This window comes from Agarivorans sp. TSD2052, from assembly GCF_023238625.1.
GTDB lineage: Bacteria > Pseudomonadota > Gammaproteobacteria > Enterobacterales > Celerinatantimonadaceae > Agarivorans.
Genome location: NZ_CP096670.1, coordinates 1,929,616 through 1,946,891, shown reverse-complemented (window position 1 = coordinate 1,946,891; position 17,276 = coordinate 1,929,616). Strand labels below are relative to the sequence as shown.

Genomic DNA, 17,276 nt, shown 5'->3' with positions numbered 1-17,276 from the left:
CTCCCTTACGCTAAGCTCGCTGAGCCAGTTGGATACACCGTTATGCGTTCACCCAAGGCTTGGCTGAGTTTTTCTTCAATCATTGCCAAAGTACCCGCCGACAATCCACAGCCAGAACAGGCGCCAGTTAACGACAAAAACACCATGTCATCTTCAACATCAGACAGCAGTACATTGCCACCATCAGCTTGTAATTGTGGGCGAATCTCGTCTAAGGCTTGTTCAATCACGCGGATCCGCTGCACGATGGTGGTTGCCGGGCTTACGGGCGTAATAACTGGGCTAAGCTCCGCTAAAGGTGCGCCAAGGCACTCTTCTAGTACCCACTCAATCTTTTCATGGCAGGCGGCGCATGCCCCCCCTGCTTTGGTGTAATTGATCACATCTTCTAGGGTGGATAATTTGTTTTTAGTCACAACACGTTTGATCAATGCGTCATCAATGGCGAAACATTTACAAATCAAATCTCCCTCTTCGTGCTCTTCAGCCACTTCTTCACCGCGATACTGAGCAACAGCGGCGTGTAAGGCTTCCATACCCATGACTGAACAGTGCATTTTTTCAGGCGGTAAGCCATCTAAATAGTCGGCAATATCTTTATTAGAAATACTCATGGCTTGGTCAAGAGTTTGGCCAATGATCATTTCAGTTAATGCAGAAGAAGAGGCAATCGCGCTGCCACAACCAAAGGTTTGAAATCCTGCGTCTTCGATAACATCGGTATCAGGATTAACTTTAAGTGTTAAGCGTAAAGCGTCTCCACAAGAGATAGATCCCACATCACCAATGGCGTTAGCTTGCTCTACTGCTTTGGCATTTTTAGGTGTAAAGAAATGTTCTTTTACCTTTTCTGAATAGTTCCACATACGCTACCCCACGATGTTAATGATTAAATGAGGGCAGTAACTAGCTAGCTTGAGACAACATTGATGCTTACTGTTGAGTATTGAGATGCCATTGGGAACTAAAACACAGCGTTTCTTGCTCGAAGGATCAATACTCAAATTACCTAGTTACTGCTTAACTAGAGTATTGCAATCTAGATACCGCATTGGTCAACGTATATAAGGTGTTGTTTTTGCGAAGATTTAATTTCATGGGCGGTGTTAACATGGTGTGAGCTACATCACATCTACAATTTAATGTCGGCTTTGCGACATTGATTGTAGCTCTCTAAATTGTGGCTCTTTAGACTTTAGTTTACTCACCGATACCTGCTGTCTAGCCTTGCCTGCTAAGTGACGCGTTAAACGGCGGCTCACTATCACTCCTAAGCTAAAACCTGCCAGTGCCCCCAGTCCAGCCAAGGTGTTTTGTCCATCATGGTGTTGCCAATCGGTCACATAGCTAGCAAAGCTGTAACTCACTAATAAAGCGCCCCCCACTAGGCCTGCCAACGAGGGCAGCAACATAACGGCTATCACCTTTAATAAAAAGCTATCTTGGCAAGACACATTCAGGTGTTGGCCAACTACCATAGACGGTTGTTTGGCTAAACGCGCACTAAACAGGCCACCGTCTTCTGTTGCAACATTAATACAACTACTTTTTTGCGCGCAAGACTTACAGCTAGATTGGCGCTCACCTTGCAGCTCAACCGAGTCTTCATTTATCGCCACAACCTGCATTATCACGTCAGCCAAAATCTAGATCCTTTGTTAAAAAGGTGTCAATACGAGTTAAGCGGAATCACGCCTCTTTGCGGCCCAAACAGTGCTGGCAAACCTTAGCCATTTGCCTCTGCGCTTAACTTACATTGGCGTAACCATTAAACGCCAGCGACTACACTGGCGTATAACTCGCCACACATAGGTAAACGAACTAAGCCATACTGCTAGCCGAAGTATGGGTGTGGCAGTTTTTAGGGCATACCGTTGAACACGCACTACAACCAATACAATCGCCAGCGTTTTTTAACTCCATGACCATCACAACATCATCATCGTAATCATCATAAGCGTCATCATCTTCATCAATCTCACGCTCTACCAAGTCGAATACATCACGCGGACAAACCTTGTAACAACGGCCACAACCAATACATGAACCTTGGTCAAGCTCGGTTACAAACTGTGGCTCCCAGGAGTTTCCATCTCTGGTTAACCCCATATATTTAACATCACTCATTTCGTTTTCCTTTTTTAGTTAAAACTGTGCCCTACCAAGGTTCGTCTAATAACTCGTTTAATCGCGTTTCTGCATCAGCGTCGCTTGAATTTTTTACCATCCATGGCAAAGGTTGGTGAACAAACTGTAAATGCAATTCACCCAGCAATAGGCTTAAGTCCTCGTCAGTATCAGCCATAATGCCTACAATGTTGGCTTGCTTAAGTAAGCGCATGGCTCCTTGCCCGCAAGCGGTACTAAATACCGCTGCACACCCTTTTAGGGCGTCAATGCGTTGTTGCAAGCGTTTGTTGTCATGACCCGGAGGGCTTAGCTCAAATTGGAGCGCTTCAATCAATTGAATATGTTCAGGGCCAAAGCCGTAAACTAAAAAGGTGTGAGCACTGCCAAAGTGTTGATCAACTCTAAGCTTGCTCTCACTAGCAAACGCCACCTTAAAACTGTGCTCCCGTTGCTGTCCGTCTTCAATCAGCCGCAGCTTTCGCTCAATTACTGGCATGCTCGCCTCACTGTTGATTGGTCAATGTTTGCTCTGGACCAAAGCGGTAAGCACTAACATGCGCTGGCACTTCGTCTTGGTGATAAGCTTTTAGTAAATTGGCTAAGGCAAATAAGCGCGCGCGCGCGCCCTCATAACCCACTTGCAATACATCACTATTGCCAAATCTATCGTGACAAGGATATCCCGCTCGCAATACCGGCGTTTCAGGTTCACACAAATTGGCACAATGGGTATTGCCCACCACCAGCTCAATGGAGCCTAACTGCTGGCTAAGATCTGACAGATCGCCAATAATTATTCGCTGTGCGTTGATTTGCTTTAACGAACGACTATTTAAGGTGCTAACCACAAGCTTAATTTGCGCTCCTACTTCACTTAATAATGATGAATAACCGCAGGCGGCATCGGGCTCTAAGGCCAAAGCAATGGTGCTGTTTGATAACAAGAAGTGGGTATCTAATAAACTATCTTGTAGTCGTTTACGTTGGCGGCTTAACCAAGCAGGAACTGGCTTGCCTGACAATCTAGACAAAATCAAAATTAGTTGGTCAGTCTCAGCTAAGCCCATTGCCATACCCAAATGATAACTAGGCATCCCGCATTGCTGTTCTAAAACATGCGCAGCACTACTCATCGACGGCCCCACCACCAAATTGGCCGCGCTATAGGCCATATCCGCTAACTGCTTAATGCTAGTACCGCCGGTAGCAGTAACCGAATAATCTTGCTCAGCCAAATGGCCATCTAGCGACAGCGACAAATTGGGTAACATAATGGCGCTAAAACCAAAGGCACCACAGTAATGCTCTATTAGCTCTACATCGGCACTGGTGAGAGCCACCGAACAAAATACATTCAGTTGCTGGTTATTTCGTTTAGCCAGCGCAGTAGCGCTATCAATAGGGTTGTGCAGCAGCATTTGTTTGACGCAAGCTTGAATAGCATCAGCAAACCCGGTTTGCATAGTACCTACAAAGTCAGGGGTCGTTACCGGCACAATGTATACCTGCTGATATTGCGGATACTGCTGCCTAAACTCTCTAATCACTCTATCTAGATCACAGCCCTGCATCTCCGTTAAGCCAGTAGTCATAACCATAATCAATTTGGGCTGATGTGTATCACACAATAACTGTAACGCTTGGCTTAAGTTGTCATCGCCCCCCATCACCGCTGCAATGTGGTCAATGGCGGTGTTTTGCAATGGGATTGGCTCTCTAAAATGTTGAATTAAATACACTTTGGCAAACGCACCACAACCTTGAGAACCATGCATTAAAGGGATGCTGTCGGCTAAACCCATACAGGCCAGCGTCGCGCCGGTTGCAGCACTGGTTTTTAAGGGTTGTTCTACTAAGGGGCTACGACTTTGTTCGATTAACTGGCTCATGGTTACTTCTCCTGATCGCAGGATTGAACAGCTGAATTTAACCAAGGTTCTGGTTGGCTAACCAAATCCCATACAGGACTTTCTAAGGTACGGCACAATTCTTTGGCAAAAGTAAGCATGCCTAAATACCCCGCGTAAGCATGTTCGCGTTCTTGGTTAATATCTAAGAACGGGAGCCGTGCCTTAATCGCGGTATACATATTTCGACCACCGGCGATCATTAAGTCTGCGCCATGTTGCTGGGCTATATCTAATAAATTTCGAGCGCCACCTTCGTCAAGCATTAAGGCGTCTTCTCCCATAATTTGTTGGATTTTAGCCTTATCCTCAGCGGTTGATTTTTTGGTCCCGGTAGCCACCACGCTAATGCCTAACTCTTGAAGTGCAGACACAATTGACCAAGACTTAACCCCGCCGGTATATAACAGGGCTTTTTTACCTTTTAGGCGTGCTACATAGGGGGTTAGTTGCTCACGAATGCGGCTCTCTTGCTCAGCAATTAAGGCTTCCGTTTCCAGCGTAACTTGTGGGTCGGCCAATAAGCGGGCAAAGCTACGCAAAGAATTTGAGGTATCTTCTACCCCATAAAAACTGCCTTCAAACCACGGAATTTGCCAGCGCTCTTCAAGCATTCTGGCCACGTTAATTTGCGCCCGCGAACACACCACCATGGCTGCATTAGCACGATGCATGGTTTGAATTTCATGAAAGCGCGTATCACCCGACATACAGCTCAGCACCCGATACCCTAAACACTCAAGCAGTGGCGATACATGCCAAAATTCGCCAGCAATATTGTACTCTCCAATCAACACAATATCGTTAACAGCGCGGCTTGGATCGTGTTTCATCATTGGTTTAGCGGGTGGCTCTGCGCGACCAATAACCTGCTTAACCATCACTTCGCCAGCAATACGGTTACCCAAGTTTTTACTGCCATAAAAACCAGCGGCATCAACGGCTATTACTGGAATATGCCAGCGTTGTTGGGCTAACAGACAAATGGCCGCCACATCGTTGCCCTCAAGGGCCGGCACACAAGTAACATAAACAAAAACCGCCGGTGGCTGATGCTTTTCTACCACCGTTTTAATCGCATGCAACAGGCGTTTTTCAGCCCGCCCCATAATCACATCTTGCTCATTCAAATCGGTAGTAAAGCCTAAGCGGAATAAATTACGCCCAGAAGCACGTGTGCCGCGGTTATTCCAGCTATTGCCAGCACAGGCAATCGGGCCGTGAACAATGTGGGCAACGTCAGCAATGGGTAACAGGGTAATTTGCGCCCCATCAAAGCTACAGCCTCCAGCCGTTGCACCGGGCACAGGTCTAGCGCATCCACTTTTCTCACCACTGTTATGCTCGCAAGCTGGCTCGTCTAATAACTCGGCTATTTCACTTCGCTTCATGCTTACCTCTCATAACAATAACGCTGCTTAAATTGAATAAAGCGTTTGTCACAAGCAGTGCAACTAGCAAGCCACCACGTAACGCATTGATTAATATGAATTATGTGTTGTAGGGTTTGCTACAAAGGCTCTGACAAACGATACAATGTGCAACATTTGTAAGCAGAAAATTAAGCCACATTTAGCAAAGTCTGAGCATTGATGAGGAGAATCAACCAATCTATGTGTTGCTGTAAGGTGCTAGGTTAATGGTAGAACCTCGAATCAGGGTTAAAACAGCGGATGACAATTTCGATGATAAACGTGACGGCTTACCTAGCTAATACAAGATAAGCATAAGAAACCCTTAGCCTTATGTATATTAATCAATCAGCTTAATTAATTTTTTTATAAACATTAGCTGATGAAATTTTAATTTAGCTTACAACATATATAAGCATTTACTCATTAATGTTTATAAACAACATGCACCATACAATTGAAATGATTAACACATCACTCAAGTCATTCAATATGCTAAGTTTAACTCGTACGGCTCCAGTTTAATTATTCACATTTAATCCTACAATTTAGGCACCAGCTAATAAACGGATGTAAATAAAGGTAAACAGTTAAGTTGATATATCACAAAATTATTTAAGCGAAATAAATCAATGCGTTATTCTGCGCCCTCATAGAAAACCCTTTAAAACGGGCACTTAACCAGCTCAAGCCATGTGATTACTGTGTTAAGAAATAACAAGCCTAGCGTGGTGAACTATACTACTCACTAGCTAACAACGGTGTTTCTACATATTTTTTCATATTAATTCCCTTGCTCAGCGATTAATTACTGTTCTTTAAATAGACATTAAACCTGTAATTTAAAAAGGGAAAATTATGAACGACATTATCACAGCAATAAATGTAGATGGAACCATGCAAATCCAACCCGCGTTTGGCACTAACAGTGGTTTTGAGTACAAATTTAAAACAAACTTTCGAAATAGCCACACCGTATTATCCGGTAACAAACTAATATCAATTTCGGTTAAGCAAATCAATCCAGGTTTTCAAGTACCTATTGAAGTGATGTTAGTTAAACCAGGGTCAAACAATGAATTTGCGATGGTTCAACCCGATATCGACAATGTACCTGGTGTTTTAGCGGCTATAAATGATGGTATTGGCCCCCTTCCTGAATTTGGTGAAGATGCAGGGGTTTTCATCGACGATAATCGGCCAGGAGGAGCGTCACCGCCAGTAGTCGATGAACGCTATAAATATCTTATTAAAGATGCTGATCTAGATGGAACGTGGACACTAAGAATTAGAAACAAGAGCACCGTTACTGAGAGCTTTAACATTCATCTAATACACCCAGATTTACAATTAACACTTAGCGAAACCGCCGTTCCCTTATCACTATTAAATAGATTACTACTAAAAGTGCACAAACTGGTGGGAATGAGAGTTCGGCTAGATAATACCGCCTCGGTTAAGTTTAATCCTGAGTTTTCAAAAATGTTAGGCGTAGATAATATCACTAAACCTCTAGATTTACCTTTGGGTGCCCGTTTGCGCGATCTCAATCTTATTGTCCCGTGCCCACAAATTGGCAGACGAGGCAATGACACCCTGTCCCTCCCTATCCCCCTTGAATTTGAAACAACTGGGCCAGCAGAAATTGATATAGCAGGCCCCAATATCAATATTACGCAATTCTCTTTTAACATCGAGCTCCTCTTTAAGGGGGCGTTCCCCTATCGTGAGACAAGAAACCTAGCGGCTGAAAAAATTGACGCTAGAAATGCGAATGGCCACTTAACATTAAAACATGACAGTCAGATTAGCATTTCCACCTTAGGCATTATTGAAAGCAGTATTAGAGATGCCATTAATAGTGAAATAAACGGCTTACTAGATGGCGCGGATATGAACAAAACCTTAGCTGACATAGCCCCCCATGTTACTGAAGGGATTATGTTCTTGGCGAAAGGTAACGATGATCGGCAATTTTATGATTTGCGAATGACAGACGCTCAAATGATCGTTCGGCATTATGCTACCCCTAGCCATAAGCTTCGTCTGCAGGAGGCCTTTCAGCCAGACCATGAGTTTGAGCCTTTATTGGTTGCCCAAGCATTTACCCCCGTTACGCCAACCGTTCCCACCACGGTTCCATTTCAATTTTTAACTCAAGGCTTTACTCCAACATTTGTCGGCACAACAGGTACCATGGCACCTGAAACGCCAACTAACGGGGGGGCCGCTAAAAAAATAGAACATATTGTTGTGCTGATGCTAGAAAACCGCTCTTTTGATCATATGCTAGGTTACCTAACATCAAAAAAAGGCCGCAATGATATTGATGGGCTTGGCAATATTGCTAGTTACAGCAACCCAATCCCCGGAGGTAACCAAACCCAAAGCATCCTGCGCTTGCAAGATGGAAAGGCTGTTCAGGTAGACCCAGGGCACAGTGTAACCGCAAACCAAGAACAAATAGCGGGCGGAGAAATGTCTGGCTTTCTGTCTAATTATCTTCGTAAGTCAGCGTTCTCGAATGATCCTGAAGGCGCTAACGTAGTAATGGGTTTTTATGATGACGAGCACCTTGAAGTATTTGACCAACTGGCTGATGAGTATATGGTATGCGACCGCTGGTTTTGCTCACACCCAGGTCCAACCTACCCTAATCGGTTTATTTCATTGATGGGAAGTACGCCCGATGTTAATAACTTAGAACTAGAATCTCGACTGGCTGGTGCAGTAAAAGGTACAACGATTTTCGACTTGCTAAGTGAAGGTAATGTTAGCTGGAATTATGTAGAGAGCAATATTTCATTTTTGCGTATGTTTGAAAAATACCGCATTGACGAAACGAATATAGTGCAGCGCAATAATTGGTTAACCAAGGCGAGAAATGGCAACTTACCTGCGGTTTCTTGGATTGACCCCCATATTGGAAATTTAGAGATAGATGATGATGCCGATGATGACCATCCACCGTCAAACGTGGTTCGCGGTCAAGAAGGCGTATTTGAGATATATGCGGCATTAACAGCCAACAAACAACAATGGGACAAAACACTGTTTGTGATTACTTACGATGAACACGGTGGATTTTATGACCATGTTCCTCCACACGGAATAAATAGCAATACAGCCCCCGAGGTCCACAAAATACATCCCGATGGCGCTACTCATTACGGGCCAAGAGTTCCTGCCTTGTTGGTTTCTCCTTGGATCAAAAAACGTTCAGTTTCTAGTACTGTATTTGATCACACCTCGTTACTCAAAACGATACTCGTTAATTTCTTAGGTGAAGAGGCAGGCAATCAAAACTTATTGGGACCGCGCGTAGATGCTGCAAATAGTTTGCTTGATCAGCTAGAAAACACCAAGCGTGCGAATACCGTGATACTGCAAGCTCCAGCGCCTGCCGCCAACTTTGCACCAGGTGACGTGAATATCCCTATAGAAAAGAGCAGTTTTCACTTAGGAATGAGGCTGTTCCCGTTTGGCTTGCAATTTAGAACACAAGTAGCGTCTAAGGTTGATGATTAAGCGCGATATAAGGCTTGATGGCTTAAGGTCTGTTTAGTGAGCTAAACAGGCTTCTTTAGCCCCAGATGAGTAGCAAGTATTAGATTGATGACAAAGCCTACTGAATACACAACATGCGGGATCAATGTTAAATACCAACGCCGCTAAATGACAATTTTTGGTTATTGTCGTTGGCCACCTAGTGCTTAGGTGAGTTAACCACTTGGATATATTCACCTCGGTGCGCCTTAGAAATAAACGGGCTATATTTCCCGAGTCTTTCAAACGCTTTAAACCTTTGTTGAATCTAGCTAAAAGACCTTGATGATTGATTTTTTTAATGCTATTTGCTCAGCCTTAAGCCGCCAAATAGGTGATAGATACACAGTACTATGGATAGTTGCTGGTGGTAACGTTAAGGCTTATTCGCTAAACGTTAGTAAGGCTGCCAGCGCTTGCTCAGCCTTAGCCGATTGCACAAAGATATGGTCATGATAATAGGCGGCAATAACGTTAGCGCTGATCCCATTTGCAGCCAATTTAGCCGACACCGCAGCAGTTAAGCCCACAGCTTCAAGACTTGAGTGGACCGTTAAGGTTATTTGACGAAACGAAGCTTCAAACGGCAAACCGGCATGTTGAGCAGCCGTTTTTTCCAACACCAAGGTTAAACCTTCCGCCTCAATAAACGTTGCTAGCGGTTTAAATGAAATATAATCTACTAACGAACCCGCCACCGTACAAAACACAAATTCAGGTTCAAGCAATTGTGGCTGCATCGACTTCAATAAGGCCTCTAAGTCTGTCATTCCGGCCATGCGAATTTTCCTTGTTGTTGATGTTGATGTTTACCTTAACTTTCAGCTTAAGCGTCACTCGTGTTTTTAGTCACTGTACCTGAAACCTTAATACCGTTTTGAGCTTCTCAGGCTGCACTTTTCGAGCATCTGAGAGATATATTTCACGATGCACCTTTGATAAACGGGTAAGGCCTTGCTCATCGGCAAACTGTTCCATTTTTCCAAAACTTAACGGTTCATCTTCAAACCGCCCTAAATGTAGCATCTGAACAGATAATCCTTCAACAAAGCTTTCAAAGCTCAATTGACCTAACAACGGATTGTTGGTCTTCAACTTGGCAAGCTCAAGCATTTCAGAATAGAAATTTTGGTCTACAAAATCAGGCTGGCGGATCATCAATTTATAAACAAAGTCTTGTTTATTTACGGTACCGTCAAATGTCGCCTTTGCCTGATCATTAATATCCCATACCCCCTCTAAAGGGTAAACCGTAAAATCGCTATAGCCTTTTGGTGGTTCAGCCATCTTCTTGGGCATCATTTTCAGGGTATAAGCTAGTGAGTATAATGCGCCAATCCTATCGCTAAACTGGCTATTGGCTGGACTACCTTCACCGCTGATGGTAATAAATGTAAACTCGGGAACATTCACTACTTCAGGCTTATTTTTAGGGAGATAAAGGGCCTTTTCTGTTTTACGCCATTCATGTTTAAGCTGCATACGTAACCTTTCAGTGTTGCGCTGATAATTGTATATAGTAACTCACAGTTATAGGATAAAACTGTCGTGATACGCCAGAGTATGTGCAATAACACCCTGACTATTCAGTATCTTAGTAAAAATTAGCTAAGCTCTCTTATTAAAAATCACACAGCGAGTAAACTTCGAAACAGCTGTCGCCTATGCAACAGCTATTCAGATTGGGGTTTACATTGTGAAGCTAATTTCAGGTGTTTCTAACATAAACACCTCGCCGCTATCTAAGCTTAGCTCGATAAAGAAAACGTAACTGCCCGAAAATTCGGGCGCTTCAGCCAATTTAAGCTGAACAACATTACCAGCATGAACATCATCTTGTTCTAAATATTGGTTTAAAGAGTAATATTCCACCCCATCATCGACATAATTATAAAATCGGGTTTCAGAGTCAGCAAAACTTACAATAAATTTAGACTTTAGAGAGTCTCCGCTAGCGAGATCGCTATCAAAAGCAGTTGATGAAGTAATCTTAATGTCGACTATCTTTTCATTGGTGCTTGGTAATGCTGGCGAGCAGGCATAAGCTTTGCTCACTAGTGCAAAAGAAAAGGGCTGAGACGTTGGTTTTGTTAGGGCAATAAGCTCGACTTCAGAATTGATTGAGAAAACAATATCGCTATATTCAACTTCAGTACTTTCACTATAACTATTACCCATAGCCATATCAGGGTAGGTTGACGGCTCAGGTGCCATCAGTACCTCTATATTAGCATCGGTGATATCAAACTCAGTAGGCAAAGAACTGAGGTCACCACAAAGCGATTCTTCTGATTTTAACTGATCACTAACATTACATCCTGCAATGCTGAGTAAGGTAATAAATGGGATTAGTATTTTCAATTTCATGGTTATCCTTAAAAATAAATATTCCTTGTGAACTAAGCCGCTGCGCAGCAAAGTACATGATTATCAATTCTTCACTACTGGCCACTCAGCCCATCGCGGAGATAGTCTTTTAGATGCTGTCTAACTGTGCAAACGCCCCAGTGATTAACTGTTCTTTAGTTAACAAGGCCTCACTGCTTGGAAACGAAACCACCTGCCCCCCGGCACTTAAAGCGGCTTCTTTAAATGCACGTACCTCTACATTGGTAAAGCCACCCTCGGCGTTTTCAAGTAGATGAACCACTATCGTTGTGGGGCCACTGAGAAAAGTTTTTGGGGCTAAATCGTTTACAATGCTGGTGAAGCAACGCTCTACAGCAAAGAAGTCTCCAATCAGGCTTCTTGGATGAGCGAACGCGTCACTGCTGTGGGTAAGCGTTTTGCCCGAGTTAAGCTCAGTCGCTTTAATACTGCCTTGACGAACTTCAAGATATAGCACTGCTTTTTTAAACATTAATCAACCCTTTGCTTATAGATGTAACCGCCAAATAGGCCCGTGGAGCATGCTATTTTCAACCCTTATGATGCTGTTAACTTCGTGGCGGTAGCGGCAATGGTAGTTAGCTATTATTTAGCCTAGGCGCCGTCTACATTGATCACTTTACAAGGAGAGATTCTCTCACTTTTTTTATTGTTAACTTTACATCCGATTAAAGCGCTATTTATTGCATGCTGCTTAGATGTTCTATTTATTTTTGAGCTCCATGCGCCACTGTCTGATTGTGTAAAAGCTTTATGTGAGGTGGCATCTAGATACTTAGTTTCATAAGAGGCTAAAGCCTGATGAATGATAATCGAACAGATATTAAAAGGCGCTTGGCTAACCCGTTCTTTTCGATTTTAGGGGCTGGGTCAGCTTCAGCTAGATTGCCATTAACGGCCACTTTATCGTTAGTTGCGCAGCCTGCCAGCATTAAGGCCATGGCTGTTATATATAACTTCATTCATCTTCCTTGATATGCGGGTAACACGCTTAACTAAATGTCATGTTGAGAGCGCTATCAATCGGTCTTTCAATGATCGGCTTAATCGCCAGAAACAGAGCCTATTCAGCAGCGCTAGTTTCTAGTCTCGCTGGCTGCAAGACACCCTATCCACATTCGTTATGCTTTATCAAAACGAGACTTTAAAATATCGTAACCTTTAGACTTTTCAATAGTAACGATGACATTCTTAGCGTCATTGAATGCTTCTAAAAATTGAGGGTCTGTTTGTTGTTCGTAGCTTAAGGTTAAGTTGTAATCCTGTATCGTCTTAAAAGCTTTGTAGTACTCAGGAATACTTAATAAATCAGCCATAGGCTTCATGTGAGTCAACATTGAAGACTTTATCTCACTACCTTTGTGGGCTAACTCTTTAGCTGATTTCTGATTGTTAGTTTTATCCCATGGGAAGTCATAATTAGGATGGGGGATGACTTCCCAAGTATCAAAACGGCTCACGATATTAGAGTAAACACGAGGCTGCATTATGGCTGGATTTACTACAGAACCAATAGTGTGCCTTAGTGCGCCTAATGCCGAACCAGCACCTCCTGGCGGTGCCGGATGCATATATAACTCAATGGCTCCTCGCGCTTGCCCAGCAAAGAAAAGGAAGCCAGCATCTTCAACTCTGTCGAGTGAAATTGCATAGTTTGAAGCTAAAAAATAAAGGAACGAATTTGCCCATTCAGGCTCTTGAATGACTAATTCAACTAAATCAATTTGAGCTTGTTTATCACTTTGGGCCTTTTCATAAAGCGTATTAAAATCAGGCTTTCGTTCGGTGATATTGTGTTCAACGGTAGACTGGCAAGCTAAAAGGACGACACTCAAAACCAAACAACTCACTATCTTGCCCAAACCAAGCTCCATATAATCAGACCACTTCCCTATAAAGATAACTATGGTGCTAACCATCTGTTATTAGCTCCCTGTTATAAACGACAAGCACAATAACACCAGACATATACCATTTCAGCTAGATAGGAACAAAAATGATAATTTAGTCATAAACAGAGTAGACCTTTATCGCTAAAAATAGACATCGGTTAAACACCCTAGGTCTCTCTTTTCCCCTGCTGACCCACTATTGTTGGCTGACTATATCTATTGCCCCACGAAAGGGCCATACTGGAAAGGTTACGCATTGGCTTAATTATTTGTATAAACCAAGCTATTGCCTAACTCGCCCTAGGGTTGGGTCCCCTCCTACCTCAGGCATTAGTGCTTAGCTCAAAAGGAAAGTATCATGAGTAAAGGACAAGACAGTAAGAAGAACGCTAAAAAGAAACCGCTATTAACCGCAAAAGAGAAGAAAGCCGTTAAGGCCGCCAAAAAAGCACCGTCTAAAGGTTTAGGCATTTAGCTTTAGGTCCTTGGTTTCGGCGGGTCATCGATTAATTCGATGGCTTTCTTATCGGTTTAGCGACTAGCGATGTAGTTCTTCAATCAGACCGGTGCGGCTTATCACTTTATTGCGTCCGGTTTCTTTCGCTTGGTAAAGCGCTTCGTCGGCTAGGGCTATCATGCGATCGGCAAGCATTTCAAAATCATCAGGCAACTGAACATCATTAAACGCTAGGTGATAAGCGCCAATTGAAACAGTAATCGGTTCTGCTGTTAACGATATACTGCCGATGGCTTTCATTACTCGGCTAAATACTGCAGCGCAACCTTGTTGGTTACTGTTAGGTAGCCAGATTAAAAATTCTTCTCCGCCAAGCCGTGCTACAAAGTCATAGTCTCGAATAGAGGCTGAGATTTTATTTGCAGTTTCTACCAAGGCTTTGTCACCTAATTGATGGCCGTAGGTATCATTAAGCTTTTTAAAATGGTCGATGTCGACAATAGCTAAGGTGCCATGGCCCTGAGTTCTAATCAGCTGGTTGATACTCTTTTTGAGCTTGCGGTACATACCGCGACGATTAGGAATATCAGTAAGGCTGTCATAATTAGCTAAGTGCTTTAACTTTTCATTTAAGCGATTTAGCTGCTGTTCTTGTTGGCGGCGGATCAGTTCTACTTCTATCCATGACGCCATCAATTGCAAAGCATCAATGTCTATTTCTTGAAAGTGACGCGGGTATGGATGAGGGCTTGAAAAATTTAAGGTGCCGTAAAGCTTGCCATTTAAACGGATCGGTATACCGATATACGACTCTAAACCAAAGGCCTTATAAGCCGGATGGCTAGCATAAATGTCATTTTCGCCAATATACTCCAGCGCAACTGGCGCACTGGCTTCACACGTAATTCCGCAATAAGTGGTATCTAAGGTAAAGCTATCGCCAGCGTGCAGTTCAACCCCTTCAGGAGTGACACAGTGCTTTACTACATATTCGTTGCCCTGAATTCTAGACAAAATACCAATATCTAGATTAAAGCGCTCCAAACCCATTTTTAGTAACTCTAAAAGCTGGGCTTCAAAACCTTGGTTGTGAGCATTGGTAATTTGATACAAGCGCCTAATGACTTGTTCACTACTGGTGTTAGGAGTGACATCACAGGTGACAGACATTAGTATTCCTTTCTATTTACTCTAGGCATTTTCACTAAAGAATAGATAAATAAATCCTTACTAACAATAAGCTAACTAACATAAACCTTATAAACCCGATACCTTTCACTTTTGTTTTATCTTTTTTATTTTATATTTAGCCTAAAGCGCTATAACAGACCTTGATTAAGACCTTCACAACACAATTAACGGGTTTAGATAAAGCATCGATACAAAGTGCCTAAACTAGCCTGATTTAACTGCCTGCTAGTTTGCGTAAAAGTTGGTCAAGTTGTTGCTGTTCTTGCTGGTTAAGCACCGACAGTTTGGCTTGCTCTTGCTCATGAAGTTCTAGGGTTACTTGCTCAATGAGTACCTTGCCCTGCTTGGTTAAGCGTACAAGCTTGCTGCGTTTATCGTCTGGGTTGTTTATTCGCTCTACTAAACCTGCGTTAGTGATTCGAGTGAGCACCTTGGTTAATCCACCAGAACTAAACAACATTGCGCTGTATAGCTCGGTAGGTGACAAGCAATAAGGCGTAGGATGACGACGTAGTGTTACCAATACCCCAAAATCCGCCCCCTGGAGACCATACTGGCCAATAACCGACTCTAAAAGGGTAACAAACTTGGCGTTGGCACGCACAGTACGCAAAATAATCGAAGAAATACCTTGGTAGGCCTCTGGCCAATTTAATTTGGTTGAGTGCAATATGTGGTCGACGCTTTGCTGTTGGGCCATGGGTATCCTCATTGAGTAAATGCCTCTCCAATATATCTTGCTAGAAAGCTAAACACTAGCTATTATCTTTCCAGAAAGATTAAATAAGGTTATTTATGCAACAACTCATCTCCAAAAAGCTCGTGTTTATGCTTGCCGCGGTCTTTGCCATGACCCCTTTTGCTATCGATAGTTACTTACCGGCCATTCCGCTTATAGCTGAAGATTTTTCGGTAAATACCTCGATGATTTCAATGACAGTGAGTTTGTATGTATTTGGTATGGCGCTGGGTCAATTAATTGGAGGCCCCCTATCAGACAAATACGGCCGCAAACCAGTAATGGTGATAGGCTTAAGTATCTTTGCGGTATGTAGCGTGTTTTTGGCGCTAGCTAATAACTTAGCGTACTTTTGGTTGTGGCGTTGTTTACAGTCTATTGGTGGGGGCATTGCTGTTGTAGGTGTTCCAGCAACTATTCGCGACAACGCTAAAGGCAAAGAAGCCGCTAAGATCTTTTCGTTAGTGATGCTGATAATGATGATTGCGCCTTCAGTCGCCCCATCCATTGGCACACTTATCTTAAAGTACTTTGGCTGGCATTGGATATTTATCAGCTCTGGTTTGTTGGCCGCTGTAGTCGCGATTTGGGCGATATTTGTAATGCCCAAACACACCCAGCCCACCCACTCAGCCACTAAGGTAAGTTTTGCCAGCATACTGGCCAACCGACAAGCGCGCGGCTACTTAATTGCTCATGCTTTTGGCTATGCCGTATTAATGACTTTCATCACCAATGCACCCTTTGCTTACATCGTTAACTTTGGCGTGTCTGAACAGCTCTTTTCAACACTTTTTCTAGCCAACGTTGTGGGTGTAATAACCATTAACCGCCTTAACGCTTATATGCTTAATCGTGTAGAACCTGAAAAAGCCTTAGTTAGCTTTTTGGGTTTACAATGGTTTGGCGGCTTAATCTTGCTTAGTGCGCTAATTTTAGCGCCAAACAACCTTTGGTTTGCTGCCAGCGGCTTTATTATTTGTATGGCTGCCACTGGTGGCACGATGTCTAATTCTAACGCTTGTTTCTTAAAATATTTTGGTCGCGGAGCTGGCACCGCATCGGCATTACTTGGGGCATTACAATTTTTCTCTGGCGCGGCAATAAGCGCCATCGCAGCAATGCTTACTCAACACACCCTATGGCCAATGGTCTTGATCATGCTGGGCTCAGCGAGCATTGCGTTAATAAGCACCCTTAAAGCTAACCAGCTAAACGATAGCCAACTTGCACAAGCCCCTTTAGCAAGTTCTTGATGATTTGAAGTTTGCACAAACAAACATCAAGTCATAGACTAAATATTAAAGCTATTAATACAGGTTTAATCTGCTCATGGCTCAAGATGTTGCCCTAGGCAAATTCGATGAAAGCTGTCGGCTAGTAGCCACCTGCCCAGAGTGCCATTCTCACCACGTTTATCTAAGCCACGTCATTTGTGACTTAGGTAGACTGGGTGGCGTATTAGGGGTTGAGTGCGCCTTTTGCAACAAAACTGGTGAGTTATGGCCAGACCCTAAAAGAAAGGGAGAATTACTAAAATGGGACGGTTCTACTCAGCCGGTCGCTTGTCGCCTACAACACCCGAAAATGCTTATCAAATGAGCGAGGTAGCAA

General features: G+C 43.3%; 17 protein-coding genes. 3 read left to right on the top strand and 14 right to left on the bottom strand.

Features of this window, described 5'->3' with window-relative positions; all coding sequences use genetic code 11:
- Window positions 1–5: 5 nt before the first annotated feature.
- The 6 genes from nifU to nifE all read right to left on the bottom strand — a co-directional run bounded on the left by nifU (window position 6) and on the right by nifE (window position 5,428).
- Window positions 6–866, bottom strand: a complete 861-nt coding sequence (gene nifU, locus M0C34_RS08815) for a Fe-S cluster assembly protein NifU (RefSeq protein ID WP_248715256.1) — start codon at window positions 864–866, stop codon at window positions 6–8.
- A gap of 273 nt (window positions 867–1,139) precedes the next feature.
- Window positions 1,140–1,634 (bottom strand): SoxR reducing system RseC family protein, encoded by a 495-nt coding sequence (locus M0C34_RS08810; protein WP_248715617.1) that lies wholly within the window; start codon window positions 1,632–1,634, stop codon window positions 1,140–1,142.
- Between the two features lie 187 nt (window positions 1,635–1,821).
- A complete protein-coding gene (fdxB, locus tag M0C34_RS08805; protein ID WP_248715255.1) occupies window positions 1,822–2,127 on the bottom strand; it encodes a ferredoxin III, nif-specific in 306 nt (101 codons plus the stop codon).
- A 31-nt stretch (window positions 2,128–2,158) separates the two neighbouring features.
- On the bottom strand, window positions 2,159–2,626 hold the full coding sequence (locus M0C34_RS08800; RefSeq protein WP_248715254.1) for a NifB/NifX family molybdenum-iron cluster-binding protein: 468 nt from the start codon (window positions 2,624–2,626) through the stop codon (window positions 2,159–2,161).
- A gap of 7 nt (window positions 2,627–2,633) precedes the next feature.
- A complete protein-coding gene (gene nifN / locus M0C34_RS08795) occupies window positions 2,634–4,019 on the bottom strand; it encodes a nitrogenase iron-molybdenum cofactor biosynthesis protein NifN (RefSeq protein WP_248715253.1) in 1,386 nt (461 codons plus the stop codon).
- A gap of 2 nt (window positions 4,020–4,021) precedes the next feature.
- Complete coding sequence (gene nifE, locus M0C34_RS08790) at window positions 4,022–5,428, bottom strand: nitrogenase iron-molybdenum cofactor biosynthesis protein NifE (protein ID WP_248715252.1); 1,407 nt, start codon at window positions 5,426–5,428, stop codon at window positions 4,022–4,024.
- 879 nt (window positions 5,429–6,307) lie between these two features.
- Here nifE and M0C34_RS08785 point away from each other — a divergent pair.
- Entirely contained in the window at window positions 6,308–8,977 is a 2,670-nt protein-coding gene (locus M0C34_RS08785) for a phospholipase C (RefSeq protein ID WP_248715251.1), read from the top strand.
- Between the two features lie 401 nt (window positions 8,978–9,378).
- Here the strand turns inward: M0C34_RS08785 and M0C34_RS08780 are convergent, their stop codons facing one another.
- The 8 genes from M0C34_RS08780 to M0C34_RS08745 form a co-directional block, all read right to left on the bottom strand.
- Window positions 9,379–9,774, bottom strand: a complete 396-nt coding sequence (locus tag M0C34_RS08780; protein ID WP_248715250.1) for an ACT domain-containing protein — start codon at window positions 9,772–9,774, stop codon at window positions 9,379–9,381.
- A gap of 70 nt (window positions 9,775–9,844) precedes the next feature.
- Window positions 9,845–10,477, bottom strand: a complete 633-nt coding sequence (locus M0C34_RS08775; RefSeq protein WP_248715249.1) for a GyrI-like domain-containing protein — start codon at window positions 10,475–10,477, stop codon at window positions 9,845–9,847.
- A gap of 207 nt (window positions 10,478–10,684) precedes the next feature.
- Window positions 10,685–11,362, bottom strand: a complete 678-nt coding sequence (locus M0C34_RS08770) for a hypothetical protein (protein ID WP_248715248.1) — start codon at window positions 11,360–11,362, stop codon at window positions 10,685–10,687.
- Window positions 11,363–11,471: 109 nt separating this feature from the next.
- Window positions 11,472–11,855 (bottom strand): hypothetical protein, encoded by a 384-nt coding sequence (locus M0C34_RS08765; RefSeq protein ID WP_248715247.1) that lies wholly within the window; start codon window positions 11,853–11,855, stop codon window positions 11,472–11,474.
- A 319-nt stretch (window positions 11,856–12,174) separates the two neighbouring features.
- Window positions 12,175–12,345 carry a hypothetical protein gene (locus tag M0C34_RS08760; RefSeq protein ID WP_248715246.1) on the bottom strand — a complete coding sequence of 57 codons (171 nt, stop codon included), beginning with the start codon at window positions 12,343–12,345 and terminating at the stop codon, window positions 12,175–12,177.
- Between the two features lie 159 nt (window positions 12,346–12,504).
- Window positions 12,505–13,302, bottom strand: coding sequence for a hypothetical protein (locus M0C34_RS08755; RefSeq protein ID WP_248715245.1), 798 nt, complete (start codon window positions 13,300–13,302; stop codon window positions 12,505–12,507).
- Between the two features lie 511 nt (window positions 13,303–13,813).
- The gene (locus M0C34_RS08750; RefSeq protein ID WP_248715244.1) at window positions 13,814–14,902 is read right to left on the bottom strand and encodes a sensor domain-containing diguanylate cyclase; all 1,089 of its coding nucleotides are present in this window, start codon (window positions 14,900–14,902) and stop codon (window positions 13,814–13,816) included.
- A 235-nt stretch (window positions 14,903–15,137) separates the two neighbouring features.
- Window positions 15,138–15,623 (bottom strand): MarR family transcriptional regulator, encoded by a 486-nt coding sequence (locus tag M0C34_RS08745; protein ID WP_248715243.1) that lies wholly within the window; start codon window positions 15,621–15,623, stop codon window positions 15,138–15,140.
- 95 nt (window positions 15,624–15,718) lie between these two features.
- Between M0C34_RS08745 and M0C34_RS08740 the strand changes: the two genes are divergently transcribed.
- Together M0C34_RS08740 and M0C34_RS08735 are read left to right on the top strand one after the other, a co-directional pair.
- Window positions 15,719–16,918: a multidrug effflux MFS transporter gene (locus tag M0C34_RS08740; protein WP_248715242.1), complete on the top strand. Its 1,200-nt coding sequence runs from the start codon at window positions 15,719–15,721 to the stop codon at window positions 16,916–16,918.
- A 76-nt stretch (window positions 16,919–16,994) separates the two neighbouring features.
- The gene (locus M0C34_RS08735; RefSeq protein WP_248715241.1) at window positions 16,995–17,264 is read left to right on the top strand and encodes a hypothetical protein; all 270 of its coding nucleotides are present in this window, start codon (window positions 16,995–16,997) and stop codon (window positions 17,262–17,264) included.
- Window positions 17,265–17,276: the final 12 nt, after the last annotated feature.